This window comes from Paenibacillus sp. FSL P4-0176, assembly GCF_037975265.1.
GTDB classification, from domain to species: Bacteria; Bacillota; Bacilli; order Paenibacillales; family Paenibacillaceae; genus Paenibacillus; species Paenibacillus amylolyticus.
In genome coordinates, this window is sequence record NZ_CP150242.1 from 2,036,322 (window position 1) to 2,061,704 (window position 25,383).

At 46.1% G+C, this 25,383-nt stretch carries 23 protein-coding genes and 1 riboswitch; of the genes, 18 read left to right on the forward strand and 5 right to left on the reverse strand.

All coding sequences use genetic code 11. The features are described from left to right. Nucleotides 1-64: 64 nt before the first annotated feature. A complete protein-coding gene (gene corA, locus MKY95_RS09520) occupies nucleotides 65-1,000 on the reverse strand; it encodes a magnesium/cobalt transporter CorA (protein ID WP_036669804.1) in 936 nt (311 codons plus the stop codon). A gap of 451 nt (nucleotides 1,001-1,451) precedes the next feature. After that, nucleotides 1,452-1,575: riboswitch (SAM riboswitch) on the forward strand. 236 nt (nucleotides 1,576-1,811) lie between these two features. On the opposite strand from corA, the gene metA reads away from it, so the two are divergent. The 6 genes from metA to MKY95_RS09550 all read left to right on the forward strand — a co-directional run bounded on the left by metA (nucleotide 1,812) and on the right by MKY95_RS09550 (nucleotide 8,709). Then, nucleotides 1,812-2,729, forward strand: a complete 918-nt coding sequence (metA, locus tag MKY95_RS09525; protein ID WP_036610071.1) for a homoserine O-succinyltransferase — start codon at nucleotides 1,812-1,814, stop codon at nucleotides 2,727-2,729. A 24-nt stretch (nucleotides 2,730-2,753) separates the two neighbouring features. Then, complete coding sequence (locus MKY95_RS09530; protein WP_076327044.1) at nucleotides 2,754-3,941, forward strand: PLP-dependent transferase; 1,188 nt, start codon at nucleotides 2,754-2,756, stop codon at nucleotides 3,939-3,941. Then, the gene (locus MKY95_RS09535) at nucleotides 3,938-5,110 is read left to right on the forward strand and encodes an aminotransferase class I/II-fold pyridoxal phosphate-dependent enzyme (protein ID WP_036669808.1); all 1,173 of its coding nucleotides are present in this window, start codon (nucleotides 3,938-3,940) and stop codon (nucleotides 5,108-5,110) included. Before MKY95_RS09530 ends, MKY95_RS09535 begins: the two co-directional genes overlap by 4 nt. A 241-nt stretch (nucleotides 5,111-5,351) precedes the next feature. Then, nucleotides 5,352-6,488, forward strand: coding sequence for a cyclic dehypoxanthinyl futalosine synthase (gene mqnC / locus MKY95_RS09540; RefSeq protein ID WP_047844209.1), 1,137 nt, complete (start codon nucleotides 5,352-5,354; stop codon nucleotides 6,486-6,488). Nucleotides 6,489-6,721: 233 nt separating this feature from the next. Continuing rightward, on the forward strand, nucleotides 6,722-7,699 hold the full coding sequence (locus tag MKY95_RS09545) for an aldo/keto reductase (RefSeq protein ID WP_076318312.1): 978 nt from the start codon (nucleotides 6,722-6,724) through the stop codon (nucleotides 7,697-7,699). Continuing rightward, nucleotides 7,696-8,709: a zinc-binding alcohol dehydrogenase family protein gene (locus tag MKY95_RS09550; RefSeq protein WP_076252422.1), complete on the forward strand. Its 1,014-nt coding sequence runs from the start codon at nucleotides 7,696-7,698 to the stop codon at nucleotides 8,707-8,709. The genes MKY95_RS09545 and MKY95_RS09550 overlap by 4 nt, the downstream gene beginning before the upstream one ends. Nucleotides 8,710-8,794: 85 nt before the next feature. On the opposite strand, the gene MKY95_RS09555 is transcribed toward MKY95_RS09550, so the two are convergent. The 4 genes from MKY95_RS09555 to MKY95_RS09570 all read right to left on the reverse strand — a co-directional run bounded on the left by MKY95_RS09555 (nucleotide 8,795) and on the right by MKY95_RS09570 (nucleotide 12,250). Then, nucleotides 8,795-9,700: a YitT family protein gene (locus MKY95_RS09555; protein WP_051447155.1), complete on the reverse strand. Its 906-nt coding sequence runs from the start codon at nucleotides 9,698-9,700 to the stop codon at nucleotides 8,795-8,797. Between the two features lie 113 nt (nucleotides 9,701-9,813). Further along, nucleotides 9,814-11,052 (reverse strand): cation:proton antiporter, encoded by a 1,239-nt coding sequence (locus tag MKY95_RS09560; protein ID WP_036610060.1) that lies wholly within the window; start codon nucleotides 11,050-11,052, stop codon nucleotides 9,814-9,816. Between the two features lie 4 nt (nucleotides 11,053-11,056). Further along, nucleotides 11,057-11,551 (reverse strand): cation:proton antiporter regulatory subunit, encoded by a 495-nt coding sequence (locus tag MKY95_RS09565; protein WP_036610059.1) that lies wholly within the window; start codon nucleotides 11,549-11,551, stop codon nucleotides 11,057-11,059. Nucleotides 11,552-11,845: 294 nt separating this feature from the next. Continuing rightward, complete coding sequence (locus tag MKY95_RS09570; protein ID WP_051447154.1) at nucleotides 11,846-12,250, reverse strand: hypothetical protein; 405 nt, start codon at nucleotides 12,248-12,250, stop codon at nucleotides 11,846-11,848. Nucleotides 12,251-12,421: 171 nt separating this feature from the next. On the opposite strand from MKY95_RS09570, the gene MKY95_RS09575 reads away from it, so the two are divergent. From MKY95_RS09575 to MKY95_RS09630, 12 genes are all read left to right on the forward strand, one after another. Further along, on the forward strand, nucleotides 12,422-13,375 hold the full coding sequence (locus tag MKY95_RS09575) for a putative sporulation protein YtxC (protein ID WP_051447153.1): 954 nt from the start codon (nucleotides 12,422-12,424) through the stop codon (nucleotides 13,373-13,375). 115 nt (nucleotides 13,376-13,490) lie between these two features. Next, nucleotides 13,491-13,631 carry a hypothetical protein gene (locus MKY95_RS09580; RefSeq protein ID WP_155985060.1) on the forward strand — a complete coding sequence of 47 codons (141 nt, stop codon included), beginning with the start codon at nucleotides 13,491-13,493 and terminating at the stop codon, nucleotides 13,629-13,631. 159 nt (nucleotides 13,632-13,790) lie between these two features. Continuing rightward, nucleotides 13,791-15,728 carry a threonine--tRNA ligase gene (gene thrS / locus MKY95_RS09585; protein ID WP_076318313.1) on the forward strand — a complete coding sequence of 646 codons (1,938 nt, stop codon included), beginning with the start codon at nucleotides 13,791-13,793 and terminating at the stop codon, nucleotides 15,726-15,728. Between the two features lie 177 nt (nucleotides 15,729-15,905). Beyond that, nucleotides 15,906-16,697 (forward strand): 3D domain-containing protein, encoded by a 792-nt coding sequence (locus MKY95_RS09590; protein WP_256721250.1) that lies wholly within the window; start codon nucleotides 15,906-15,908, stop codon nucleotides 16,695-16,697. Nucleotides 16,698-16,809: 112 nt separating this feature from the next. After that, nucleotides 16,810-17,025, forward strand: a complete 216-nt coding sequence (locus tag MKY95_RS09595) for a hypothetical protein (RefSeq protein ID WP_036610057.1) — start codon at nucleotides 16,810-16,812, stop codon at nucleotides 17,023-17,025. 197 nt (nucleotides 17,026-17,222) lie between these two features. After that, on the forward strand, nucleotides 17,223-18,251 hold the full coding sequence (gene liaF / locus MKY95_RS09600) for a cell wall-active antibiotics response protein LiaF (RefSeq protein WP_036610055.1): 1,029 nt from the start codon (nucleotides 17,223-17,225) through the stop codon (nucleotides 18,249-18,251). A gap of 3 nt (nucleotides 18,252-18,254) precedes the next feature. Next, nucleotides 18,255-19,280 (forward strand): sensor histidine kinase, encoded by a 1,026-nt coding sequence (locus MKY95_RS09605; protein ID WP_036669825.1) that lies wholly within the window; start codon nucleotides 18,255-18,257, stop codon nucleotides 19,278-19,280. Between the two features lie 18 nt (nucleotides 19,281-19,298). Further along, nucleotides 19,299-19,961 carry a response regulator transcription factor gene (locus MKY95_RS09610; RefSeq protein WP_017689597.1) on the forward strand — a complete coding sequence of 221 codons (663 nt, stop codon included), beginning with the start codon at nucleotides 19,299-19,301 and terminating at the stop codon, nucleotides 19,959-19,961. A 148-nt stretch (nucleotides 19,962-20,109) separates the two neighbouring features. Further along, a complete protein-coding gene (locus tag MKY95_RS09615) occupies nucleotides 20,110-21,774 on the forward strand; it encodes a trypsin-like peptidase domain-containing protein (protein WP_076318314.1) in 1,665 nt (554 codons plus the stop codon). A gap of 175 nt (nucleotides 21,775-21,949) precedes the next feature. After that, on the forward strand, nucleotides 21,950-22,639 hold the full coding sequence (locus MKY95_RS09620) for a response regulator transcription factor (RefSeq protein WP_036610048.1): 690 nt from the start codon (nucleotides 21,950-21,952) through the stop codon (nucleotides 22,637-22,639). A 1-nt stretch (nucleotide 22,640) separates the two neighbouring features. Further along, entirely contained in the window at nucleotides 22,641-24,101 is a 1,461-nt protein-coding gene (locus tag MKY95_RS09625; protein ID WP_076318315.1) for a HAMP domain-containing sensor histidine kinase, read from the forward strand. A gap of 67 nt (nucleotides 24,102-24,168) precedes the next feature. Next, a complete protein-coding gene (locus MKY95_RS09630) occupies nucleotides 24,169-25,122 on the forward strand; it encodes a 4-hydroxy-3-methylbut-2-enyl diphosphate reductase (RefSeq protein ID WP_036669829.1) in 954 nt (317 codons plus the stop codon). Nucleotides 25,123-25,383: the final 261 nt, after the last annotated feature.

A 25,383-nucleotide genomic window follows, 5' to 3' on the forward strand; every position in this document is an offset into this window, starting at 1 on the left:
GAAATGAAAAAAGACGAGGCGTTTCTCCCGGAGGAGCGCTTCGTCTTTGTTATTTCATACGAGTTCATACCCAGTCTTTCTTGCGGAAAATGAAGAACATGCTCAGGCCCAGGGTAACCATTAGGCCAATCACAACAAAATAGCTGTATTTCCAGTTAAGCTCGGGCATATTCGTAAAGTTCATACCGTATATACCGGTAATGACCGTCAGCGGCATGAAGACCGTGGTAATGGCGGTAAATACACGCATGATTTCATTCGCCCGGTTCGCAATACTGGATTGGTAGGCTTCTCGCAAGTTGCCCATCAGGTCGCGATAAGTCTCAAAGGTTTCAGATATTTTTACAGCATTCTCATAGATGTCACTGAAATACTTTTGCAGTTGATCATCGATGAGACGCAGATCTTTTTTATTCAAGGTGTTAATTACCTCTTTCTGAGGTCCAAGGACTTTTTTCAGCCACAGAATCTCACTGCGTAGCCCGATGATTTCATTCAGATGTGACTTTTTGGTGTGCATCAGAATGTCTTCCTCAAGCTTCTCGATCCGTGCTTCAATTCGGTCACCTACGGTGAAATAATTATCAACAATCAAGTCAACCAGCAAATACAGCAGACGATCCGGTGTACTGATTTCCTGTTCCCACAGGATGGGTTTCAGTGTGCGCAATTCGCTGACCTTGTGCTTGGTAACACTAATAATGAAATGTCTGCCGAGGAATAAGTTGACCGCACGTAGAAATATCTCTTCATCATCAAAACGAATGCTATTAATCACAATAAAATAATGGTTCTCATAAATTTCAATCTTCGGACGTTGTTCTTCGTCACTAAGACAGTCTTCCACAGCCAGATCATGCATCAAGAACAGCGGCTGAAGTACCGCCAAATCGTCTATGTCTGCATCAATCCAGTAAAATCCTTCCGCTGGTGGAGTCAGCGCCTGCTGAATGTCGTCCACCGGAATAAATACACCGTTGTTTACCAACCGGATTTTCATCGTTAATCTACTCCTTCTGCACCCGCCAACTTGGCGGATATTATCATTATGGGCGCAAAAAGAACAAATCAGCCGGTCGGCAGCGGAGCCTGGAGATCAGGGCTGCGTTCACTATATAATCAAACGGAAGTCACGTCCCGCTGCCGGCATGCTGATGTTAATTCTTTATGCAGTTTGTCGGAATTCGGCTGCCAGTCAGGCCTCGGGTCGCCATCCATTTAATATGTCACCTCTCACATAAGGGTTTATAACACCTTGTTTAGTATACCGCTGGTACAAGGTGCTTTCAAGCGCAAAAATGTGTCTATTTCGCGCCCTGAGGCAGTCTATGACAACGGATGATGAACGGTTCCGATCTGGGAAGCAGACATCGAACTGCATCTTGACGTGAGGGCATTAATGTAATAAAGTAGACGGTGAACCATATTTAATTACAATCTAATACAGCGAAATCTTATCAAGAGTAGGTGGAGGGACTGGCCCGATGAAACCCGGCAACCGGCGGTATACCGCACGGTGCTAATTCTTGCAGCGACTAAGTGTCAGGTGGCACTGTTGTAACTGAGAGATGAGAGAGGCGCATATCTTTTTTACATATGACCTTTCTCGAAATCCGAGGAAGGTCTTTGTTATATGCCCCGACTTCTCAGCAGTGATTTTCGCTAAGGAACTTGAGGTTGTTTGTAACGTTGGATGAAAGAGCAATTCAATGTTTTTACAAGCTCAAGGCAGTCTATAACTGTATTGATGTGAAGATATCAAGCCAGGGGTGGCTGCATCTATCTATGCACAAGGAGGAGTTAGACTTACTATGCCAATCAAAATACCCGATACTCTGCCAGCAAAAGAAGTACTTGAAGGAGAGAATATCTTCGTCATGGATGAAACTTCTGCATATCAGCAGGATATTCGTCCACTCCGTATCGCTATATTAAACCTGATGCCCACAAAGGAAACGACCGAAACACAATTGCTTCGTCTGGTGGGAAACACGCCTATTCAGGTGGATGTCGTTCTCGTACATCCCAAATCCCATACGTCGAAGAATACGTCTCAGGAGTATTTGGATCTGTTCTATAAAACCTTTGATGAGATTGAGCACCGCCGTTTCGATGGAATGATCATTACGGGTGCCCCGGTGGAACAGATGGATTTCGAAGACGTGAACTATTGGAATGAAATCCAGGAGATCTTCGAATGGACCAAAACCAATGTGACTTCAACCCTCCACATATGTTGGGCTTCCCAGGCAGGTTTATACCATCATTTTGATGTACCCAAGGTTGCACTTGATGAAAAGTGTTTTGGCGTTTTCCCACATACCATTAATAAACCACATGTTCCATTGTTGCGTGGATTCGATGAAGTATTCAACGTTCCACATTCCCGTCATACGGAAGTGAGACGCGAAGATATTGAAAAGAATGAGAATTTAGAGATTTTGGCTGAATCCGAGGAAGCGGGGATCTTCCTGGTTGCTACCAAAGACGGCAAACAGATTTTTGCCACAGGACATGCCGAGTATGACCCGTTCTCATTAAAGTGGGAGTATGACCGGGATGCAGCCAAAGGTTTGGATATCGCATTGCCTAGACATTATTATCCGAATGACGACCCTTCCCGTGTGCCACCAGCTACTTGGCGCGCTCATGCCAACTTATTATTCTCTAACTGGCTCAATTACTATGTGTATCAAGAAACACCTTACGATATTGGCCCGCAAATCTAATCGAGATTACAGGAGGATGCAGCAATGGAAGACAACAACAAGTTGAAAATCGAAAGCCGCTTAGCACAAATTGGGTCCATTAATGAACCGGTAACAGGCGCCATTAACTTTCCGATCTATCAATCCACTGCGTTTCGCCACCCGAAGCTTGGACAAAGCACGGGGTTTGATTATATTCGTACGACTAATCCAACCCGAAAAGTATTGGAAGAAGCTGCCGCAGCGCTGGAGTCCGGTGATGCAGGTTTTGCCTGTAGCTCGGGAATGGCCGCGCTGCAAACGATCTTCGCCATGTTTGGTCAAGGGGATCATCTGATTGTATCGCTGGATCTGTATGGTGGAACCTATCGTCTGCTGGAACGTATTCTGTCCCGTTTCGGCGTAACTGCAAGTTATGTGGACACGAATGACCTGGCAGCACTGGAGAAGGTTCGTCAACCGAATACAAAAGCTGTATTTATTGAGACACCAACCAACCCACTGATGATGATCACCGATGTGGAAGCCGTTGCTTCCTGGGCGAAAAGTTACAACCTGTTGACCATTGTTGACAACACGTTGTTGACTCCATTTTTCCAACGTCCGATTGAACTGGGGGCCGATATCATCATTCATAGCGCTACCAAATATCTGGGCGGACATAATGATGTGCTCGCCGGACTAATTATTACCAAAGGTGAGGCGTTATCTGCAGAGATGGCGTTCCTGCATAATTCTATTGGAGCCGTATTATCTCCAAGTGACTCCTACCAGTTGATGAAAGGTATGAAAACGCTGGCTCTTCGCATGGAGCGTCATGAGCACAATGCACTTACTATTGCCAAATACTTGCTTGAGCACCCAGCGGTGGTTGAAGTGTATCATCCAGGACTATCCGATCATCCAGGGTATGAGATACAGAATAAACAATCCACGGGTAACACCGGTATCTTCTCTTTTAAAGTGAAGGATGCACGTTATGTTGAACCATTACTTCGTCATATCAAACTCATTGCTTTTGCCGAAAGTCTCGGCGGAGTTGAATCACTCATGACTTATCCGGCAGTACAAACGCATGCGGATATTCCGCTTGAAATTCGTGAAGCCGTAGGTGTGGATGACCGTCTGCTCCGGTTCTCTGTAGGCATTGAACATGCGGATGATCTGATTGCAGATCTCGGCAATGCTCTGACAGCTGCACAACAGGAAGTGGAAGGAGGCGTGCACTCATGAGTGAGTCCAACAACAAGCCCAATTCCGAGTTGAAATTTGATACCAAATTGCTCCATTTTGGTGATGAGATTGACAAAACGACTGGAGCCTCCAGTGTACCGATCTACCAAGCATCAACATTCCATCATTTTGATATCTTCAATCCGCCTCAACATGATTACAGTCGTTCGGGTAATCCGACACGTCAGGCTTTGGAAGATTACATCACATTGCTGGAGGGCGGCGCACGAGGCTTTGCCTATTCTTCGGGGATGGCTGCGATCTCAAGCGTGTTCATGATGTTCTCCGCAGGGGACCACATGATTGTAACGGAAGACGTATATGGAGGTACGTATCGTTTGCTTACTTCCATATTAAGCCGTATGCAGATCGAGACAACCTTTGTAGACATGACCAATATAGATGAAGTGAAAGCGGCACTCAAGCCAAACACCAAGGCAGTTTATATGGAAACACCGTCCAACCCTACACTGCGAATTACGGATATCGCTGCCGTAACTGACTGGTCGAAGGAACATGACCTGATCACGATTCTGGATAACACCTTTATGACACCTTACTATCAGCGTCCAATTGAGCTTGGTGTGGACATCGTCGTACATAGTGCTACGAAGTTTCTCGGAGGTCACAGTGATGTACTTGCAGGGTTAGCTGTTGCTCGCACGGAATCACTTGGCGTACAACTGAAACAGCTGCAAAATGGACTTGGAACTGTACTCGGGGCACAAGAATCCTGGCTTTTGATGCGCGGGATGAAAACCTTGGGGGCTCGCATGGCTCATAGTGAACGGAGCACAGCCAAACTGGCGGCATGGCTTAATGAGCGCAGTGATATTACCGCTGTCTTTTATCCTGGACTGGAGGATCATCCGGGCCGTGAGGCACATGAGCGCCAGTCCACAGGATATGGAGCTGTCGTTTCTTTTGACGTCGGTTCAGGTGATCGTGCAAAAGCAGTTCTTAACCGGGTGAAGCTACCTATTGTTGCTGTAAGCTTGGGAGCTGTGGAGAGTATTCTGTCCTACCCAGCGATGATGTCTCATGCGGCAATGCCGGCTGAGGTTCGCCGTGACCGTGGCATTACAGATGGATTGCTGCGCTTCTCCGTAGGTCTGGAAGATATCGAAGATCTGATTGTAGATTTGGAGCAAGCACTTCAGGAATCCTAACAAAAATGGATGCCCGAATACGCCGATGTGTATCACTTAAGTTCGAACTAATTCTTTTCCATATGTAAAAATTTTTACTTATTTTTAAAGCACCTGTACATAAGGTGCTTTTTTTCACATGTAACCTGTGTTACGATATGTGGAGTACAGAAATACGATGTTGCCACCAGAACTTGCTTCTCTTGAACAAGTTGGGACGGATCGTTATATAATTTCTCTTCATGAGGGAGGCTTTTTTACGATGAGTACGGTAGACCGTATCTTAGATAAAGCCCTTCGGGGCGAACGTTTGGACTTGGAAGACACGATTGAGCTATTTGAATCGAATGAAGTGGACAAAATCGGGGCAGCTGCTAATGTCATTATGAAACGCATGCACCCTGAACCATACAGAACATTTGTAATTGGGCGTAACGTCAACTACACAAACGTGTGTGATGTGTACTGCCGTTTTTGTGCTTTCTACCGCAGACCTGGTTCGGATGAAGGTTATGTGCTTCCGGACGAAGTTATTTTCCAGAAGATTCAGGAAACGGAAGATGTGAATGGTACCGAGATTTTGATGCAAGGTGGAACGAATCCAAACTTGCCTTTCAGCTATTATACAGACCTGTTGAAAGCCATCAAAGAGCGTTTCCCAAACATCACGATGCACTCTTTCTCCCCAGCGGAGATTATGAAAATGGTTGAAGTATCCGATGGCCTTACATTGGAAGAAGTTGTTCGTGCCATTCACGAAGCTGGACTGGATTCCTTGCCTGGCGGTGGCGCTGAAATTCTGGATGACCGCACACGTCGGAAAATTAGCCGCTTGAAAGGTTCATGGCGCGATTGGATGGACGTTATGCAAACTGCACACCGCATCGGTATGAACACCACGGCAACGATGGTTATCGGACTTGGTGAATCGATGGAAGAGCGTGCATTACACTTGCTCCGTGTACGTGAAGCTCAGGACGAATGTATTGCGAACAAGTATGACTCCGAAGGTTTTCTGGCGTTTATTCCTTGGACTTTCCAGCCGGATAATACAAACCTCAAGCTGGAGCGTCAGACTCCAGAAGAGTACTTGAAGACTGTAGCCATCAGCCGCCTGGTACTTGATAATATCAAGAACATTCAATCCTCTTGGGTAACGATGGGTCCTGAGATCGGTAAAAAGTCGCTTGAATTTGGCTGTAATGACTTCGGTAGCACGATGATTGAAGAGAACGTTGTATCTGCTGCTGGTGCAACTTACAAAGTTAACATTGAATCCATTCTGCGTTTGATTCGAGAGTCCGGTTATATTCCGGCACAACGTAACACCCGATACGAGATTGTGCGCATGTTCGACGAAGAGAATGCCGTACATGAAGATTTCGTAATGCAGAACTAATTCTAATTAATTCAATACTACTCTTTATAAACTTTGATCGTTAGATAAGTATTTATGAAGCCAAGCCCGCTGACTACTCCGTTTGGAGAGACGGCGGGTTTTTTGATTTCTTTCTGCGGTTCGAGGTCATCAAACAGTACATGTTACGCAATTGGCGATATTTTATATTGAAATTGAACTGTTACAATGAAAGGGAACTTGTGTAGTCAGACACGCTGGAAGGGGTTAAACCGATGAAGAGAAGAATACTTGGCAAGACGAAACTGGACGTACCTGTATTGAGTTTTGGAGCATCCTCACTCGGTTCTGTATTTCGTGACATTGACCGGGACGAAGGGATTCGCACTGTACATGCGGCCGTAGATGCGGGGATGAATTACATAGACGTTTCGCCTTACTACGGGCTGACAAAAGCGGAGTCCGTGTTGGGTGAAGCCATCCGCAGCTTGCCGCGAAATTCATATATGTTATCAACCAAAGCCGGAAGGTATGGGGAAAATGAGTTTGATTTTTCACGTCAGCGGATTCTGGATAGCGTGCAAGAGAGCCTGGATCGACTGCATACAGACTATATCGACATTCTGTTCCTGCATGATATAGAATTTGTGCCAGCAAAGATCATCGTAGAAGAAGCCTTTCCAACGTTGCTGCGTCTGAAAGAGCAGGGAGTTATACGACATGCGGGCATTTGTGGATTGCCCTTGCCGTTGTTCGAGAAGGTTCTGCCACAGATCGATGCGGATGCGATCATCTCGTATTGTCATTATTCATTGAATGATACCTCATTATTATCGTTATTGCCCCTGTTGGAAAAAAAAGAAATTGGCCTCGTCAATGCTTCGCCTCTTTCTATGGGCTTGTTGAGTACCCGAGGGGCTCCTGCCTGGCATCCGGCAGACGATCGGGTGAAAGAGCTCTGCCTGAAGGCTGCCCGCTTCTGTGCAGAACAAGGTAGTGACATTGCCAAGCTGGCCGTGCAATTCTCCACATCGAATGAACGAATTCCGACAACACTGGTGAGCAGTGCCAGCCATCGCAATATCCTCAATAATGCAGCCTGGATAGAGGAACCGTTGGATCAGAGCCTGCTGGATGAAGTGCTGCGCATTCTGGCTCCATTGCATAACGAGACATGGTCAAGCGGACGACCTGAATATAATACGAAGCCAAGCAACACGTCAGCAGAAGCATCCAAGGGGGAGCAACGATGAGAGCCATTGTATGTGAAGAAATAGATCAATTGAAGCTCCAGGACCTGCCTCAACCAGAACGAGCAGAAGGAGAGGCGTTGGTTGCCATTCGGCGGATTGGGATCTGTGGAACGGATCTGCATGCGTACAAAGGCAATCAGCCATTCTTTACCTATCCTCGTGTTCTGGGTCATGAACTGGCGGCTGTTATTGAAGAAATCGGTCCGAACGAGGCTGGGTTACAGCCTGGGGATCAGGTAAGTATTATTCCGTATCTGCACTGTGGTCACTGTATTGCATGTCGCAGTGGAAAAACCAATTGTTGTGCGTCCATGCAAGTCATGGGTGTGCACGTAGACGGAGGCATGAGAGAAAAAATCAACGTGCCTGTCTCACATCTGCTCTCAGCAGAGGGTTTGACACTGGATGAGACGGCAATGGTAGAACCATTAAGCATTGGAGCCCATGCCGTCAGAAGAGCAGGAATTAAACCTGGTGAGCATGTGGTTGTGATTGGAGCTGGACCCATTGGATTGGGTGTGATGGCATTTGCCAAACAGGCGGGGGCGCGTGTTATTGCCGTTGATCGTAATCTGGACAGGCTGGAGCTTAGCCGGACTTGGGCTGGAGCGGATGACCTGGTACAGGCCAATGAACATGCTGTACAACAAGTAGCTGAAATTACGGGAGGCGACTATGCTACAGCTGTCTTCGATGCAACAGGTAACGTGAATTCCATGAATGGGGCCATTCAATATGTGGCGCATAGTGGTCAACTCATTTTTGTAGGACTGGTGAAAGCGGATATTACCTTTCATGACCCCGAATTTCACAAGCGGGAGATGAGCATCCTGGGCAGTCGAAACGCAACCTGTGAAGATTTTGAACAAGTCCTGTCGACCTTGCGTCAAAAGAAATTAAGCATGGATGGGTATATCACACACCGAGTGGAATTTGATGAGTTACCTACTGCAATAGATCAATGGCTTTTGCCAGATTCACATGTAGTCAAAGCTATCGTTGAACTATAATATCAATTAATTATAATAACAGAAAAAAACGCTCTCTGACCTTGGTGGACAATACTGTCCATCCATAGGGGAAGAGAGCGTTTTTTTATTTTTCCGGATTCGTTACAATACCCGCATGTGGATCAATGTGACGCACAATGGACTTTAACCAGATCATCTCCAGCACATGTACCTCATAATAAAGTGCACCCGGGATTTGCCTGATCCATCCTTCCGCCATCGCGAGTTGTGTTGAGTCAGAAGTGGCTTCCAGAATTCCAGGTTCTCGGCGTAGCCGTTTGCGTACAGCTTTTTCAACTTGAGAGCTTTGTGTGGTCAATATGCATACTTTGCGTTTGGAAGAGAAGCCCCTGAATGCAATGTACACCATTTCATAAGCAATAAGGTAGGCGATTACGGAATACATCGCTTGGTCCCAGCCAAAGACAACACCAGCGGCTGTCAGTATCAACAAGTTAAGCAGCATGATTATTTTTTCGATAAGCATCCGTTTTCCGCTAAACACACGTTCAGGTGGGCGGGAAGACGGATCACCGATTTCCAGCGTATCCAGTGTCCCGCCATACCGCACGACGAGTCCAATTCCGAGTCCGAGGCATAATCCGCCAAACATGGCAGCAGCCAGCGGATGCTCTACAAGTGGCGGCATGGGATGAAGCACAATGGCACCGATCGAAAAGACAACCAGACCTAGAACAGTAACCAGTACAAATTTCTTCTGCACAATCTTGTAAGACAGAAATATAAACGGAACATTGAATAAAAATAGGAACAAACCAATCCTCATTTCGGTCCAGTGGGCGAAGAGTGAGGAAATACCTGTAATGCCTCCAATAATAATTTTATTGGGGTGTAAGAACAATTCAAGTCCCACGGAGGCCAGAATTCCGCCCGCAATAACAAGAAACAGGTTTAACCAGCGGCGGGTAGACGATATCCTGGTCTTGGCGGTGTTTGGCACCGGATTAGCCGATATCAGAGGTGCTTTCATAGGTCATCCTCCTTAGTGCGGCTTTCGAGCCATTCTCCCTGGGTTAGTCACAGAAAGATCGGCGTAAGAGCCGCGAAGTACGTTAGTATGTCTGTTCTGTACAGACATAGGTGTTATCCTTCTTTCTGCAGAACCTTTGGTTCTTCTTTCTTTTTCCGAGGATCTTTGAACTTGAATATTTTATCCAATAAACGGAATACATGTTTGGACTCTTTGGTTAATAAAGGACCCAGAATGGCCAGAATTAGGACATACAGCGCGGCAAACGGTTGAATCATTGGCAACAGTCCCCCGGCTTTACCCATGTTGGCCAAGATGATGGAAAACTCACCCCGTGACACAATGGTTAATCCAATATTCGCCGATGCTTTGGGTGATAGTCCTGCACTGCGCCCGGCCAGCATACCCGCCAGGAAGTTACCGAACAATGTAATAACAACTGCAATCAGAGCTAACCATACGGCATCGCCACCCAAGGACAACGGATCAATGGACAATCCAAAGCTGAAGAAGAAGATTGCTCCGAAGAAGTCACGGAACGGTAGAATCAAGTGCTCAATCCGTTTTGCGTGTTCTGTTTCAGCAAGCACCAGACCAACCAGTAATGCACCAATCGCTTCGGCAACATGAATGGTTTCAGAGAAACCAGCTACCAGGAACAAGGCTCCAAATACAACGAGAGAGAATAGCTCATTCGATCGAATTTTAAGCAATTTGTTTAGTAGCGGTGTTGCTTTGCGTCCAAGGATAATTACGATAAGCATGAATCCGAGTGCAATAAGTGCAGACATGATGACGCCTCCGATGGAGGATGAATCACTAAGCACAAGTCCGGACAAGATCGAGATATATACAGCGAGGAATACATCTTCGAACATAATAATACCCAATATCATCTCTGTTTCCGGGTTGGCCGTTCGTTTCAAATCCACGAGTACCTTGGCCACAATGGCACTGGAAGAGATGGTAGTTATACCTGCGATAATAAGTGCTTCTGCAACTGGGAAACCGGACACAAAACCGAATATTAATCCCAGCGTAAAGTTAATGCCGATGTAGATCGAGCCGCCAACTGCAATAGAGCGACCCGATTTAATTAAACGACCTACCGAGAATTCAAGTCCAAGGTAGAAGAGAAGGAACAGGATACCGATCCGACCCATAAATTCAATAAAAGGCTGACTTTCAATAAAACGGAAGTCCAGATGCCAGATTTTCATGGCATGTGGCCCAACGGCCATCCCGATCAGAATATAAAATGGAACGACCGAAAATCTTAGTTTTGCCGATAAAAGGCCGGCTGCTGCAATGAGCACAAGGGCCAGACCTACTTCGAATATCAAATGATCCATCTATTTACCCCCTTCCAGTCAGGAGGAGGGATTTAAACAGTTTCTGCTGATTGCGTTCGCCAACGGCTACCACCGTGGATTCTGCACTGATAACTACCTCCGGACCTGGGCTGATATGTTTTTTGTGATTTTTCTCTACAACGGCGATAACCGTTGCCCCAGAGTTTTGACGTACGTCCAATTCACCGATGGATTTACCGATACTTCCGAAGGATGGTTCGATTTTGTACCACTCGATAATCAGGTCGTCAAACGTTACTTCAATATTTTCAAGCTGTTTTGGTTTGTAAGTTAATCCGCCAACAATAGCAGCAATCTGTCGTGCTTCGTAATCGTCAAGTGTGATCATCGAGATGCTTTGATCGGGATCATCATACTCGAAGTGGTACATTTCCCGGCGACCGTCATCGTGAATAATAATGACAATTTTATCACCGCTACTTGTTTCAATCTGAAATTTTTTGCCGATTCCCGGCAAGTCTGTTTCGCGTACATCCATGGATTGTTGCCTCCTTATAATTAGGGGCTGGCCATAGAAGACAGGCTTATTTCCCGAAAATGATTAATCTGCTGCTCAAGGGAACATCAAAAGATGCGGGTAAACAGAGCCAGAAATTCCTGACACAGCCATATGATTTGAATTTGTCGGTGTGGGTACAACAAAAACAGGTACTGTCATAAACATAGGTTTATCTAACGTGTGCTAAAAGGGTTATAAGTTATGCACAAGCGCACCGTCTTTCATTACAGAGGTGTCTTCATGCAAAAGCAACCTGTAAATACGTCGTAACGGCTAGTGAAGAGCGTTTACGTATTTTGGTGCTATAGGGGTGAGGGATACATACATGCTGGTAAACTTAATAGGTAGCAGAAATAATCTGCGTTTAAACAAACAATACCACGGTTTAAAGGACAGACCCGTTGTAGGGATTCGCAGCATCAATAACAATGCGAGGACAAGAAAGACAGGCTTATTATGCGTAACCGCAATCAGCTTGGACATAACTTGTGGATATTTGCGAATGACAGGTTTCTGCTGGGATTCGGGTATTTGCAACAGCACTTCCTTGTTGGAAGTTGCTTCTACAGACACCCCAACGGCAGATTCGGACTGCATCGGAATAGGGAAGCACAAGGCTTGGAAAACGCACAAAATGATAATGATAGTGTAGTGGAGTATTCTAGGTTGTTGTCTCATTTTGGCTTCCCTCCTTTCCCGTGAAATATACTGTTATTAAAATAATAACACATTTTTGTCTTAACTCCAAACCTCTTTATAATATACTGAGAAATCATGACACGCTTTCCATCAATCCGCTTCGTATATCCCCATCGGCCTTGCCATATACTTTGAACAGGAAGGAAAGGAGTGATTCTTGTGGAACTGTTTGCTGTATGGACCGATGTATCGGGGCAAGAGGAAGCGGATCAATTTTATCGTTGTGTCAAGGAAAAAACCAAAGGTTTACATATAAGTAAAAGAGGATTTCGGCTCACCTTCAAACATAATGATGGAAGAGCAACCTGGGTGTGCAGAGGGAATGAGAATCACGAAGACTTCCAGCAATGGCTTCCCCGGATCAGTGATCTGCTCTCCCTTGGACTCGCCGACTTCATTATGGAGACACAAGAACGGAGCATGGTGGAGGATATGATCGCCAAGGCGTGTTCTGTCATGGATGAGCATGAGGTGGAAAAGGTCAATCGAATCTGCATGCCACTTCTATTAAATGGTGATCTGGATCAGCCCGGACTTCGAGAGCGCCGTCGTACTACGTTAGCCAGTGGACTACGGCAGGACCTGGAGGATGTTCACTTTTTTCACCTTGAAGGCATTATCAACTTCCGCATACGGCCATATAAGCAGGAGCTTCAGGAATTAGTGGAGTATGCGCTGGATGAGTTTTGGATGGATCGGCAGTATGAAGAGTTTATGGGGCTGTTAAAATATTTTGTGTTTTTTCAAGAAGCCAAAGTACCTCTGGTTCATCTTGTACACAAGGGAATGCATGAATTTCAGGTCCTGGATGCTGGACTTAATCTGTTACCCGTGCAAAAGGATGAACAGGTCGTTGTGGAAATGCCGGGTCTGGAACTGGAGATGGATATTGAAGATATGATTGTAAGTACACTCATCTCAATCTCTCCTGAGAAGGTCATGCTCCATACACGCACCCCGGATCTGCCAATCATCTCGACCATATGCCAGATCTTTGAAGACAAAGTGCAAATATGTCATCATTGCCCGGAATGCGAAGTGCTGCGCTCAGGATTGTTGACAGGTCTTGACGCAAGTGATCTCGGCAATTATAATAACTGTTGATCCATGAATTTTTCATGTGAACCATTGAACCAAAAGCGATGACAAAGACAACAACCACACGCAAGATCGGTGCAGAGAGAGGAACCAAGGCTGAAATTTCCTCCGGATATCACGTATGGTTTACCCCTTTGTAGCTGCGATTTTGAAAGTGGAGTTAGAATATCGCCTTTATTGGGGATTATCCGCGAGTAAGGATCTGCCGGGTCATGCCCGTTATCGTCATGCCAATGAGGGCTGTATTTCCGAATATGGATGAATCAGCTGAATTAGGGTGGAACCACGAGTATATATCACTCGTCCCTTTGCCGGGACGGGTGTTTTTTGCGTTCCTTTGCAAAATGACTGGAATAGCAATAGATAATCAGTCCATAAATATCTGGACACAAAGGTTACATTAACAGGAGGAATGAGACAAATGGCAGTGAACATTAAATTACCGGATGGTTCGGTACGTGAGTACGCGGATGGCAGCAGCATTGAGGACGTAGCCGCTTCAATTAGCAGCGGATTGCGCAAAAATGCCGTAGCCGGCAAGCTGGATGGTATCGTGGTGGACTTGTCCACAACACTTCATGAGGGAGCATTGGTGGAGATCGTAACTCTGGATTCACCAGAAGGACTTGAAGTGATGCGTCATAGTACAGCTCACTTGATGGCTCAAGCAGTGAAACGTTTATATGGTAACAAAGAGGTACGCCTCGGTATCGGCCCTGTCATTGAAGATGGTTTCTACTATGATATAGACCTCGAACATGCGCTCAATCCTGAAGATCTGCAAAAGATCGAGAAGGAAATGGAACGTATTGTGAATGAGAACTTGCCAATTGTACGTAAGGAAGTTAGCCGCGAGGACGCGATCAAAACGTTCGAAGAAGTGGGCGATCCTTACAAACTTGAGTTGATTCGTGATTTGCCAGCGGACAGCGTGATTACGATTTATGAGCAAGGTGAATTCTTCGACTTGTGTCGTGGCCCTCACGTACCATCAACTAGCAAAATCAAAGTGTTCAAACTGATGAATGTCGCGGGTGCTTACTGGCGTGGAGATAGCAAAAACAAAATGCTTCAACGTATCTATGGTACGGCTTTTGTGAAAAAAGCACAGCTGGACGAGCATTTGCACTTCCTCGAAGAAGCTAAAAAACGGGATCACCGTAAGTTGGGTAAAGAGCTGGAAATGTTCACATTCTCCCAACTGGTCGGTCAAGGCTTGCCAATCTGGTTGCCTAACGGTGCGAAGCTGCGCCGTACTCTGGAGCGTTATATTGTGGATCTGGAAGAAAGCCTGGGATACCAGCATGTATACACACCAGTTCTGGGTAACGTGGAATTGTATAAAACATCTGGACACTGGGAGCACTACCAGGAAGATATGTTCCCGAAAATGGTAATGGATAACGAGGAACTTGTTCTCCGTCCAATGAACTGTCCTCACCATATGATGGTGTACAAGTCCAGCATGCACAGCTACCGTGATCTGCCAATCCGTATTGCAGAGCTTGGTATGATGCACCGTTATGAAATGTCGGGGGCATTAACAGGTCTGCATCGTGTACGTGCAATGACACTGAACGACTCACACATTTTTGCACGGCCGGATCAGATCAAAGAAGAGTTCGCTCGTGTTATCGAGTTGATTCAAACAGTCTATAAGGATTTCGGTATTAACGAATACCGTTTCCGTCTGTCCTATCGTGATCCGCAGGATACCGAGAAATACTTCCAGAACGACGAGATGTGGGAGATGTCCCAACGCATGCTGCGTGAAGTTGTGGAAGAACTTGACCTTCCATTCTATGAAGCTGAAGGTGAAGCGGCGTTCTACGGTCCGAAGCTGGATGTACAGATCAAAACAGCTCTGGGCAAAGAAGAGACATTGTCTACGGTTCAACTGGACTTCCTGTTGCCTGAGCGCTTTGAACTTGAATATGTGGGCGATGACGGACAGAAACATCGTCCAGTCGTTATTCACCGCGGTGTAATTAGTACAATGGAACGTTTCACAGCATTCTTGCTGGAGAACTTTGCAGGAGCTTTCCCATTGTGGTTGTCTCCGGTACAGGCAAAAGTGATCCCGGTATCCGGAAACTTCGACGATTATGCGCGTGAAGTGGAAGCGAAACTGAAACGTGCGGGAATCTCTGCTGAAGCCGATCTGCGGAACGAGAAGCTTGGATATAAAATCCGTGAGGCGCAGCTTGAGAAAATGCCTTATATGTTTGTTGTTGGTGAGAATGAGCGTAATGCAGAAGCCGTATCCGTGCGTAAGCGTGGAGAAGGCGATCTGGGCATGAAACCGGTCGATGAAATTATCGCTCAATTGAAAGAAGAAATTGCAACACGTTTGGTATAAATGAACAAATGATCTATCAGATAACCAGTGCATAAGTTGCGCTGATCACTCTGAATAACGTCTGAATAACATGGGATTGACCTATGTTATTCAGGCGTTTTTTCGTAGTGTTTGCAGTAAAAAGTATAGATTAATTGCTTTTTGGAAAACCTTTGCAGTGAGGGGGGAGGTTATACAATGAAAAAGCAATTCTCAATTCAAAAGGAACATATACGGGGTTTATTGGTTGGCTGTGTAATATTCGCCGGGATGATGATCAACCTGAATCAGGCGGATGCCTATACATTTGAAGAGGAAAGTGCAGTACTGCATGTGGAGAGTCACAACAGTAGAAGTGAAGGTCTGATTATTAAGACTTCGAGCAAGCCTATTCAGGAATTTCCGGAACAGGTTAGCCATCAATACAGCGATGAGGCTCAGTTGACGACCATGGTGTATATGGCTTTATTGTGGTCACCACAACCAATGGTCATTCCAAGACCTGAGCTTCCAGAGAAACAAGTGGCAGATCCGTCTATGCCTGTGCTTGCTCCGCGTTCAGAACAAATCCTGGGTACACAAAAGGTTACAGCAACGGGATATACGGCAGGTGTGGAGTCTACAGGAAAAGGACCAAAACACCCGCAATACGGAATTACGTATTCTGGTGTAAAAGTACGTCGTGATAAAGAAACAGTTTCCACGATTGCAGCTGATCCAAAATTATTCCCGATGGGTTCCATTCTGTACATTCCAGGCTATGGTTACGGAATTGTTGCAGATACGGGTTCAGCGATCAAAGGCAATAAAATCGATCTGTATTTCCCGACAACCAAGCAAGTGTACAAAGAGTGGGGCAAAAAGGATGTGGAGGTACAGGTGATCAGGCAAGGCGCTGGGAAATGCACAGAAAAGATGCTCAGCGAGTTGGCCGATGCAATCGACGTGTACAAATCTGTACCGGATTCGTGGTTGGACAAGGCCATTTAATTTCACATGTTGAACATGAATAACTGAAGTGCTCTCTCCACATAATACTGACTGGGGACGAACCCCGCGGTGCAGCAATGTATCGTAAATATGAAGAGAGAGGTGATTCGTTGTGGCTAAAAAATCACAAGGGTACCAAACGCCAAACGAGAAGTATAATGCAGAGTTTGGAGAAGAGAATGCAGCAGCAAAAGTGAAGCAATCTGCTCAAAACAAAGTACAAGATAATTTCCAAACACCTGATGAAAAATACAATGCCGAGTTCGGTGTAGAAAACACAGGCCAAACTGGCCAAGGCCAAGGCAAAGCATCAAAATACAAAAAATAATTGAAGATTCATTAATCAAATGATGATTCAGCACCCTGGAGCAGCAGCTCCGGGGTGTTTTACATATACGAAGTTTTTACATTAATATCCTCTGATCTCAGTCTCGAGACCGAGATGAATTCCACCTGCCGCCGCTGTTCTCATTGTCTTGTCTGAGTTACACTGATTACATAATACAGACAAAGGAGACATGAGCGATGAAACGATCGACGCGTGACCGCTGGTGGGTTGGCATACCTCTTATTGCTATTGGTGCGATGATCTTGTTCAGACAATTGGGATATGACATTGATGTAGGATATATTTTCAGAACATATTGGCCGTTATTTCTAATCTGGTGGGGGGTCAAAGGAATCTCCGAGATTCGTCGCAACGGGGGTTACGCCTTTATAGGACCGGTAATTGTACTGGCAATTGGTGGTTACTTTCTTGCCCGTAACCTGGGATGGATTGATTACTCCATGGGGGAGTTCATTCGTTATCTGATCCCGGTTATGCTGATTGGCGGAGGATTGTTTGTACTGATCGGGCCACGACGTCGTGATCGGAAACATCATGACAAGATGCAGCCACCTCCAGCACCTGAGCAACCTTATAAACCGTTGGCTCCGGAGGATCTGGAGATGCCATCGTCGTTTGACGAACAGTTCGAGAAAACATTTGGCAAACCAAAACAGGAACAGAAGAACGATGCGCATGGCCCTCATTTCACAGGATCAACGGATTCATCATCACAAGGGCATCAATATAAGAAGAAACATCAATCGTATAACTCTAACGATACCGGATATGGAGAACATTATGATGATGGCTACGGAAATGGTTATGGGGATTATGGCAGTGGCAATACCATTAATAAATCGGCGTTCATCGGTGATCTGTACATGGGGCAGGAAGTGTTCTCGTTGAAACCAATGAACATCTCGGCTTTTATCGGAGATACTGTAATTGATTTGACGAAGGCACAGATTCCTTATGGGGAGACGAAGATTGTCATTTCTTCATTTATTGGGGATGTGAAAGTATTTGTTCCGGAAGATATGGATCTGGGTGTGACGGTGACGACAAATTCCTTCATTGGAGATATGTCACTGTTGAACCAGAAACGCGGCGGATTCCTGAGTAGTGCCCAGGCTGAAACTGCCCATTACCATGAAGCTAGCAAAAAGGTACGGATTATTGTAAGTGTGTTTATCGGAGACGTCAAAGTGAATAAGGTGGGTTAATGCATGATTCGAACAATTCTCAAGGCCAATAAATGGGAACTGATGATGTATTTTGCGCTAACTGGTCTGATTACACTGGGCGGATTCTATCTATTGTATGGAGAGGTGTTGATGGGGGCTGGTCGTCAGCGGGCATGGACCTATGTTGCCGTTGTTGTGCTGGCCACCGTTATCACCGGATATATCGCTGCATTACGACTCCAACGCAAGATCGACCTGCTAGATCTCAATATGTTGAAAGTATCCAAGGGTAATCTGGCGGTACGCATGCCTGAAGCGGATGACGCTTCGTTTGGTCGTGTCTATCAGGAGTTCAATGTCATGATGGATTCGATTGAGAAAAAGATGAGACTGCTTCAGCGCCTCGGTGAACAGGAAGTCATTGAGAAGGAGCAAGCCTCGGAGCGGGCTGTGCTTGAAGAGCGCAAACGAATGGCAAGGGACCTCCATGACACGGTTAGCCAGCAGTTGTTTGCCATGCATATGTCGGCTTCGTCTTTACCGCGACTGCTGGAGATGAATCCGGAACATGGTGGTAAAGTACTGGACCAGTTGATCCAGATGTCACATATTGCACAGCGTCAGATGCGAGGATTGATTGCCCAACTTCGACCGGTGGAGCTGGAAGGGCGTGACCTCACCGCAGCACTGGATAGTTGGTTTCCAGATTATTGCAGGCAGAATGGTCTTAAAGGTGTGAAAGAGCTGGAACTGGATGGCGGAATCTCGGATGCCATTGAGCACCAGCTGTTTCTTGTTATTCAGGAGGCAGTTGCCAATGTTGTGAAGCATGCAGAGGCGGGAGTGGTTAGTCTGTCCATACGGGAGAGTGAACATCAGATCAGCATGAGCATCAGCGATGATGGTCAGGGATTTTTGCAGCAAGCGGAGCGTCCGGGTTCATACGGGTTATCTACCATGCGTGAACGGGCGGAGAAGCTTGGGGGGCAAGTTCAGATTATATCGAAACCGGGAGCGGGAACGACGGTACGGGTATTGATCCCGAAATTCCCGAACGTTCCTGAGTGAACCAGAGGGGGAGACGCAATGAGTGGTAAAGTAAACGTGATGATTGTGGATGACCATGATATGGTGCGCATGGGGTTGAAAACATATCTGATGCTGGAACCTACTTTTCATGTGATGGGAGAAGCGGGCCACGGGCAGGATGCGCTTGATCAGTTACGTAAGTTAAATGATAGTGAAATGCCGGACCTGATTCTTATGGATCTGATGATGCCTGTAATGAATGGCGCTGAAGCAACAAAAGCCATCATGACTGAATTTCCAGGGATGAAAATTGTGATGCTCACCAGTTTCCTGGAGGATGATCTGGTTGTGCAAGCGATTGAAGCGGGTGCGGTAAGTTATGTACTGAAGACAGTCTCTGCTGAGGAACTGATCTATGCTCTGCAAGGGGCCTATAGAGGTATGCCTGTTATGACAGGTGATGTGTCGCAGGCGTTAACCCGTGGAATCAGACAACGTACAGCGAGAGAGAGTGAATCGGGACTGACTGAACGGGAGAAGGAAGTACTGCTGCTTATTGCAGAGGGAAAGACCAACAAAGATATCGGAGAAGAATTACATATCAGTATCAAAACCGTCAAAACACATGTAAGTAACCTGCTGATGAAATGTGAGATGGACGATCGTACACAGTTGGCCATCTATGCGCATCGTCAGGGATGGGTGAAAACGAAAGGGTAAAATGCTGTCGTGACGGGGAAAAGAGTCTATTCTTACGTGCTTTTATCTCCTTTTTAATTGTTTTTAAGGTACGGTTAAGGTTTAAAGTACAAAATAAGGACAGTTAAAGAATATCTCTTGGAAATAAGAGATTGGGAGGTAGAGAGGCATGGACGAACGCAACTATAGATCGAACCGTCAAGACGAGGAAAACGAAACCAAACAAACGGAGAACCGTAATTCTTCCGGAACGGACGAATCCTCCTATTATTATTCTTATGGACCTTTTCAGTCCGTGAATCAGGAAGATACAGCAAATCACATGGGAAGCAATAATCAGCGTGAAGAAGGAAATGTAGAGATTACAAAACCTGATCCGGTGAGACCCGTACCTACTTACTATAATAGTGAATCATCTGAACAAGCGAAAAGATCATCAGGAGGCGGCGGAAACGGCTCAGGTAACGGTGGAGATCAAGGGAATGGCGGCAAAGGCAACTGGAACTATAATAACCGCAAGCCACGTTCTTCCGTAAGATCACTTCTATTTTCCTTTATTGCCGGTATGCTGGTCATCACCGTTCTCATGTACACAGCTGACAGAACAAACATGTTCACACCGGAGACGGCACTTACGAACACGGACAATCAAAGTTCAGGACAGGAAGCATCCACAAACACAGGCGGAGGCAACAATGTCACGGCGTCGTTACTGCCAACAGGCAAAGAAGATGTGTCTTCCGTAGTAACAAGTACAAGTCCGGCTGTCGTCAAAATCGAAACACTCGCGAAGCAGTCCTCACGTACAGGATTGGTTCCGGGTGGATCAAATACAAGTGATCCGCTGTACCAATACTTCTTTGGTAATGGCGGCGGAACGGAAGGCAATCAAGGCCAAAGCCAGCAACCACAAAGCGGTAATCAGCTTGTACCTATGGGCATTGGTTCCGGGTTCATTTTTGACAAAGAAGGATATATCCTGACGAACCAACACGTTGTTCAGGGTGCAGATGTAATCCAGGTAACCCTGGAGAACAACAGCAAGCCTTATGAGGCTAAATTGCTGGGAAGCAGCTTTGATCTGGATTTGGCTGTATTGAAAATTGAGAAAAATAGTGGTGACGATGCGTTCCCTGTAGCTCCACTGGGTGATTCCAACAGTACTCAAGTCGGTGAATGGCTTGTAGCTATTGGTAACCCTGAAGGATTCGAACACACGGTTACAGCAGGTGTACTGAGTGCCAAAGAACGTACGATCAGCATTCCAGATGAAGAAACAGGAAAAACACGCGAGTACAGCCATTTGCTGCAAACCGATGCTTCGATTAATCCGGGTAACTCCGGTGGTCCGTTGCTTAACCTGAATGGGGAAGTTATCGGAATGAACGTTGCAGTAAGCGCAGATGCACAGGGGATTGGTTTTGCAATCCCGTCGAGCGTCATCTCTGAAGCTGTTAAATATCTTAAAGAGAACAAAGAAGTTCCCAAAGAGCCAGTACCCTTTATCGGTGCGTCTCTGATGGCTCTCACGCCTGAAGTTGCTAAACAAATGGGAACAGACGTTACCGAAGGTTCAGTTGTAGCCAGCACGATCTTCCAATCACCGGCTTACCAAGCAGATCTTCGTGCATATGACATCATCACAGGTGCCAATGGTACGCCGTACGCGACAAGTCAAGATCTGATTGATTTCATCAAGAAACAGGAAATCGGTAGTGAAGTTACACTGAACGTGGTGCGTGATGGTAAGAAGATGGATCTGAAAATCAAAATCGGCAACAAAAATGATTTTGATACTTCACAAACCACAGATACACAACAGCAGCAACCATAAATATAAGGTAAGGATTAACACAACGGAAGGGTTTGAAGGCCCTTCCGTTTTTTTGCCCTGATGAAGCAGGGTTACAATGGACCAGGACGGATTGGAGACGCCTACTTGAAGATGCAGATTGTGCTTCTGCCTGTTACAATGGGATAAAACGTTAGGATAAAGGAGAAAGACCACCATGCGCTCAACTATTTTGATTGTGGATGATGACGAAAAAATTGTATCCATGCTCCGCCGGGGGCTGGCTTTTGAAGGATATGAGGTACAGACGGCTTCCAATGGAGCCGAAGGCCTCAGCAAACTGATGGACAAGGAGCCGGACATCGTTGTGCTGGATGTGATGATGCCGCAGATTGACGGATTTGAGGTATGTCGCAGATTGAGAGAAGCAGGCAGCAAAGTGCCTGTGCTGATGCTTACGGCCAAGGATGAAGTACAGAGCCGGGTGACCGGACTGGACACAGGAGCCGATGACTACCTTGTAAAACCTTTTGCGCTGGAAGAATTATTGGCACGTGTCCGGGCATTGCTGCGCCGCAAGTCAGATAGTGCGGGTACACCAGACAATCGTCTGATGTATGAAGATATCATTCTGGACAATGACTCACGTGAAGTATTGCGAGATGGGCAGCGTCTGGAGCTGACTGCCAAAGAATTTGAACTGTTGAATCTGTTCATGCAAAATCCAAGACGGGTACTGTCCCGTGATCTGATTATGGATAAAATCTGGGGTTATGATTACAGCGGTGAGTCTAACGTGCTTGAAGTATACATTGCCATGCTCAGACAGAAGACTGAAGAATACGGTGGCAAACGTCTAATCCAGACCATCCGGGGAGCCGGTTATATTCTGAGAGGTGACTCCTGACATGTCCATTCGGTTAAGACTAACCGCATGGTATTCTGGTATTCTGGCCGCCGTGCTTATTTTTTGGGGCGTTGTCATCTATGCCTTTGTTTATTTTAATTCCTATCAGGAAGTCGAACAGCAATTAAAGGTGAAAAGTGCCCGGATTACGGATCAAATTGGTGTAAATCCTCTTTCGCAGTCGTTGGATCTGGACCCATTTACAGAGAGCCAGCTTCAGGAGGCACAAATTTACATTCAACTCTGGGATTATCAGAGTCGCTCAGGCATAATTTCCGGCAATATGAAAAAACTGGAGATTCAGTTTCCGGTATTAAAAGCCAATGAAATTCTTGAAAAGCGAGGCATATCCAAGATCTATGTGGATGGTACACCGTTTCTGGTGAATCAGCTTCCCCTTTCTCTTCAGGGAACCAATGAAGTACGTGGGATTCTTCAGGTTGGTGCGAATGTAAGTTCACAGGAGCGCTTGCTGGAAGCGTTGCTTAATATTTTGGTTTTTGGCTGGCTGGTAGCGATGGCCCTCGCTATTACCTCAGGTCTCGTCCTGGCTCGCAAGTCGATGCGTCCGCTCGTAACTGTCATTGATGCCGCCAATCAGATTCAATCTGGAGATGACTTAAGTGTACGTATTCAATATGCTGGGCCGAAGGATGAGATCGGGCGTCTGATTGAAACGGTGAATAATATGCTTGAACGTACAGAATTGTCATTCCGTGGTTTGGAGGAGACGAATGCTGCCCAGCGCCGCTTTGTATCCGATGCATCGCATGAACTGCGTACGCCGCTGACCACCATACGCGGGAACGTAGACTTCCTGAAGAAGCTGTGGGATCAGGAGGGGACCGACCGACCGAATCTGGATGAGGAGACCGTCAAACAAATGTCGCTGGAAGCCATTGAAGATATGGCGGACGAGGGAAAACGTATGAGCAGGCTGATCAGCGACATGTTATCGCTGGCGAGAGCGGATACGGGTCAGAAAATTGAACTGAATCCGACCCCGCTGCAAATTCTCGTACAGGAAGTGGCACGTAGAGCACAATTTCTGGATCGTCAGGCAGACTGGCTTCCAGGAGATTTTTCCATCCTTAATGGTATTTATGTGAACGGTAGCAAGGACTATCTGCAACAGATGTTGTTTATTTTCATCGAAAATGCGTTTAAATACACACCTGAAGGCTCTGTGACGCTGGATGCCGTATTATACAAAGGTCAGGTAGGACTACGCATCAGCGACACTGGTATTGGGATGGATCGGGACGAAGTGCCGTTCATCTTTGATCGCTTCTATCGGGCGGATGAATCCCGTGGGGCGACACCGGGGATCGGTCTGGGACTTTCGATTGCGAAGTGGATTATTGAAGAACACCACGGATCGGTTGAGGTTGTGACCAGACGTGGAGAAGGAACCACCTTTATTATCTGGTTGCCGGTTGTCTTTGCTCCGCCTATCGAATAAAGGTATAATAGACAGGACTGCAATTACATCGGCAACGTTGCCGAGAAAGAAAGCGGGTGGCAACCAAGTGGAAGTACTACGAATTTCGCCGCGGGGATATTGTTACGGCGTTGTGGATGCGATGGTGCTCGCGCGTCAAGCGGCACGCAATCTGGATTTACCACGACCTATTTATATATTGGGTATGATTGTGCATAACCAACATGTGACGGATTCCTTTGAAGATGAAGGTATTATTACATTGGATGGTCCGAACCGGATGGATATTTTGAGCCAAGTGGAGAGTGGCACGATTATTTTCACAGCTCATGGTGTATCTCCTGAAGTGCGCAAGTTGGCACGGGACAAAGGATTGACAACAGTGGATGCAACATGCCCTGATGTCACCAAGACACATGATCTCATTCGGGAGAAGACGGCAGAGGGTTATCAGATCATCTATATCGGCAAAAAGAATCACCCTGAACCAGAAGGTGCCGTTGGTGTTGCACCAGATCTCGTTCATCTGATCGAGAAGGAAGAAGAGATCGAAGAACTGAACGTATCTCCAGGCAAAATCCTTATTACGAATCAGACAACGATGAGCCAGTGGGATATTAAACACATTATGAGCCGTCTGCTGGAGAAGTTTCCGGGCGCAGAGATTCATAATGAGATTTGCCTTGCAACTCAGGTTCGTCAGGAAGCTGTAGCGGAACAGGCAGGTCAATCGGACCTGGTTATCGTGGTGGGTGATCCTCGCAGCAATAACTCTAACCGTCTGGCACAAGTGTCGGAGGAGATTGCGGGTGTTACGGCCTACCGTGTATCTGATGTTTCCGAGATTCAGCAAGAATGGCTGAAAGGTGTAAATAAGGTGGCGGTTACTTCGGGTGCATCAACACCAACACCGATCACGAAAGAAGTCATCCTTTACCTGGAACAGTATGAACATGACAAGCCGGAGACGTGGGAGATCAAACGTACCGTGAACATGAGCAAACTGTTGCCTCCAGTTAGAGAAAAAACACGTACACCTTAGGAAATGTAAAAGTAAGTCTAAGTGTATGTGAATTAAAAACGAGATGTGAATGAGAAGAATCCTGTTATGCAGATCCGAATGTCGGAGCCTGTGGAGCAGGATTCTTTTTTTGTATATGGATAAGGAATGTGTACCTTGACGCAATCAGATAACTATGGTATATTCACTTTAACGGATAAAAGCTTAAAAGCGAACAAGCGTTTAAGCACGACAGAGTTTTTATATTTAATCAGACGCACGTTAAGGAAATTATTGTGCTCT

Excerpts from the sequence above, each read along its gene's own strand:
- MKY95_RS09555 (WP_051447155.1), bottom strand. The coding sequence starts at position 9,700 with ATGAAAGCACCTCTGATATCGGCTAATCCGGTGCCAAACACCGCCAAG.
- liaF (WP_036610055.1), top strand. The coding sequence starts at position 17,223 with ATGAAACGATCGACGCGTGACCGCTGGTGGGTTGGCATACCTCTTATT.
- MKY95_RS09615 (WP_076318314.1), top strand. The coding sequence starts at position 20,110 with ATGGACGAACGCAACTATAGATCGAACCGTCAAGACGAGGAAAACGAA.
- thrS (WP_076318313.1), top strand. The coding sequence starts at position 13,791 with ATGGCAGTGAACATTAAATTACCGGATGGTTCGGTACGTGAGTACGCG.
- MKY95_RS09590 (WP_256721250.1), top strand. The coding sequence starts at position 15,906 with ATGAAAAAGCAATTCTCAATTCAAAAGGAACATATACGGGGTTTATTG.
- MKY95_RS09535 (WP_036669808.1), top strand. The coding sequence starts at position 3,938 with ATGAGTGAGTCCAACAACAAGCCCAATTCCGAGTTGAAATTTGATACC.
- MKY95_RS09610 (WP_017689597.1), top strand. The coding sequence starts at position 19,299 with ATGAGTGGTAAAGTAAACGTGATGATTGTGGATGACCATGATATGGTG.
- MKY95_RS09605 (WP_036669825.1), top strand. The coding sequence starts at position 18,255 with ATGATTCGAACAATTCTCAAGGCCAATAAATGGGAACTGATGATGTAT.
- corA (WP_036669804.1), bottom strand. The coding sequence starts at position 1,000 with ATGAAAATCCGGTTGGTAAACAACGGTGTATTTATTCCGGTGGACGAC.
- MKY95_RS09625 (WP_076318315.1), top strand. The coding sequence starts at position 22,641 with ATGTCCATTCGGTTAAGACTAACCGCATGGTATTCTGGTATTCTGGCC.
- MKY95_RS09570 (WP_051447154.1), bottom strand. The coding sequence starts at position 12,250 with ATGAGACAACAACCTAGAATACTCCACTACACTATCATTATCATTTTG.
- mqnC (WP_047844209.1), top strand. The coding sequence starts at position 5,352 with ATGAGTACGGTAGACCGTATCTTAGATAAAGCCCTTCGGGGCGAACGT.
- metA (WP_036610071.1), top strand. The coding sequence starts at position 1,812 with ATGCCAATCAAAATACCCGATACTCTGCCAGCAAAAGAAGTACTTGAA.
- MKY95_RS09530 (WP_076327044.1), top strand. The coding sequence starts at position 2,754 with ATGGAAGACAACAACAAGTTGAAAATCGAAAGCCGCTTAGCACAAATT.
- MKY95_RS09560 (WP_036610060.1), bottom strand. The coding sequence starts at position 11,052 with ATGGATCATTTGATATTCGAAGTAGGTCTGGCCCTTGTGCTCATTGCA.
- MKY95_RS09580 (WP_155985060.1), top strand. The coding sequence starts at position 13,491 with ATGGTTTACCCCTTTGTAGCTGCGATTTTGAAAGTGGAGTTAGAATAT.
- MKY95_RS09565 (WP_036610059.1), bottom strand. The coding sequence starts at position 11,551 with ATGGATGTACGCGAAACAGACTTGCCGGGAATCGGCAAAAAATTTCAG.
- MKY95_RS09550 (WP_076252422.1), top strand. The coding sequence starts at position 7,696 with ATGAGAGCCATTGTATGTGAAGAAATAGATCAATTGAAGCTCCAGGAC.
- MKY95_RS09620 (WP_036610048.1), top strand. The coding sequence starts at position 21,950 with ATGCGCTCAACTATTTTGATTGTGGATGATGACGAAAAAATTGTATCC.
- MKY95_RS09545 (WP_076318312.1), top strand. The coding sequence starts at position 6,722 with ATGAAGAGAAGAATACTTGGCAAGACGAAACTGGACGTACCTGTATTG.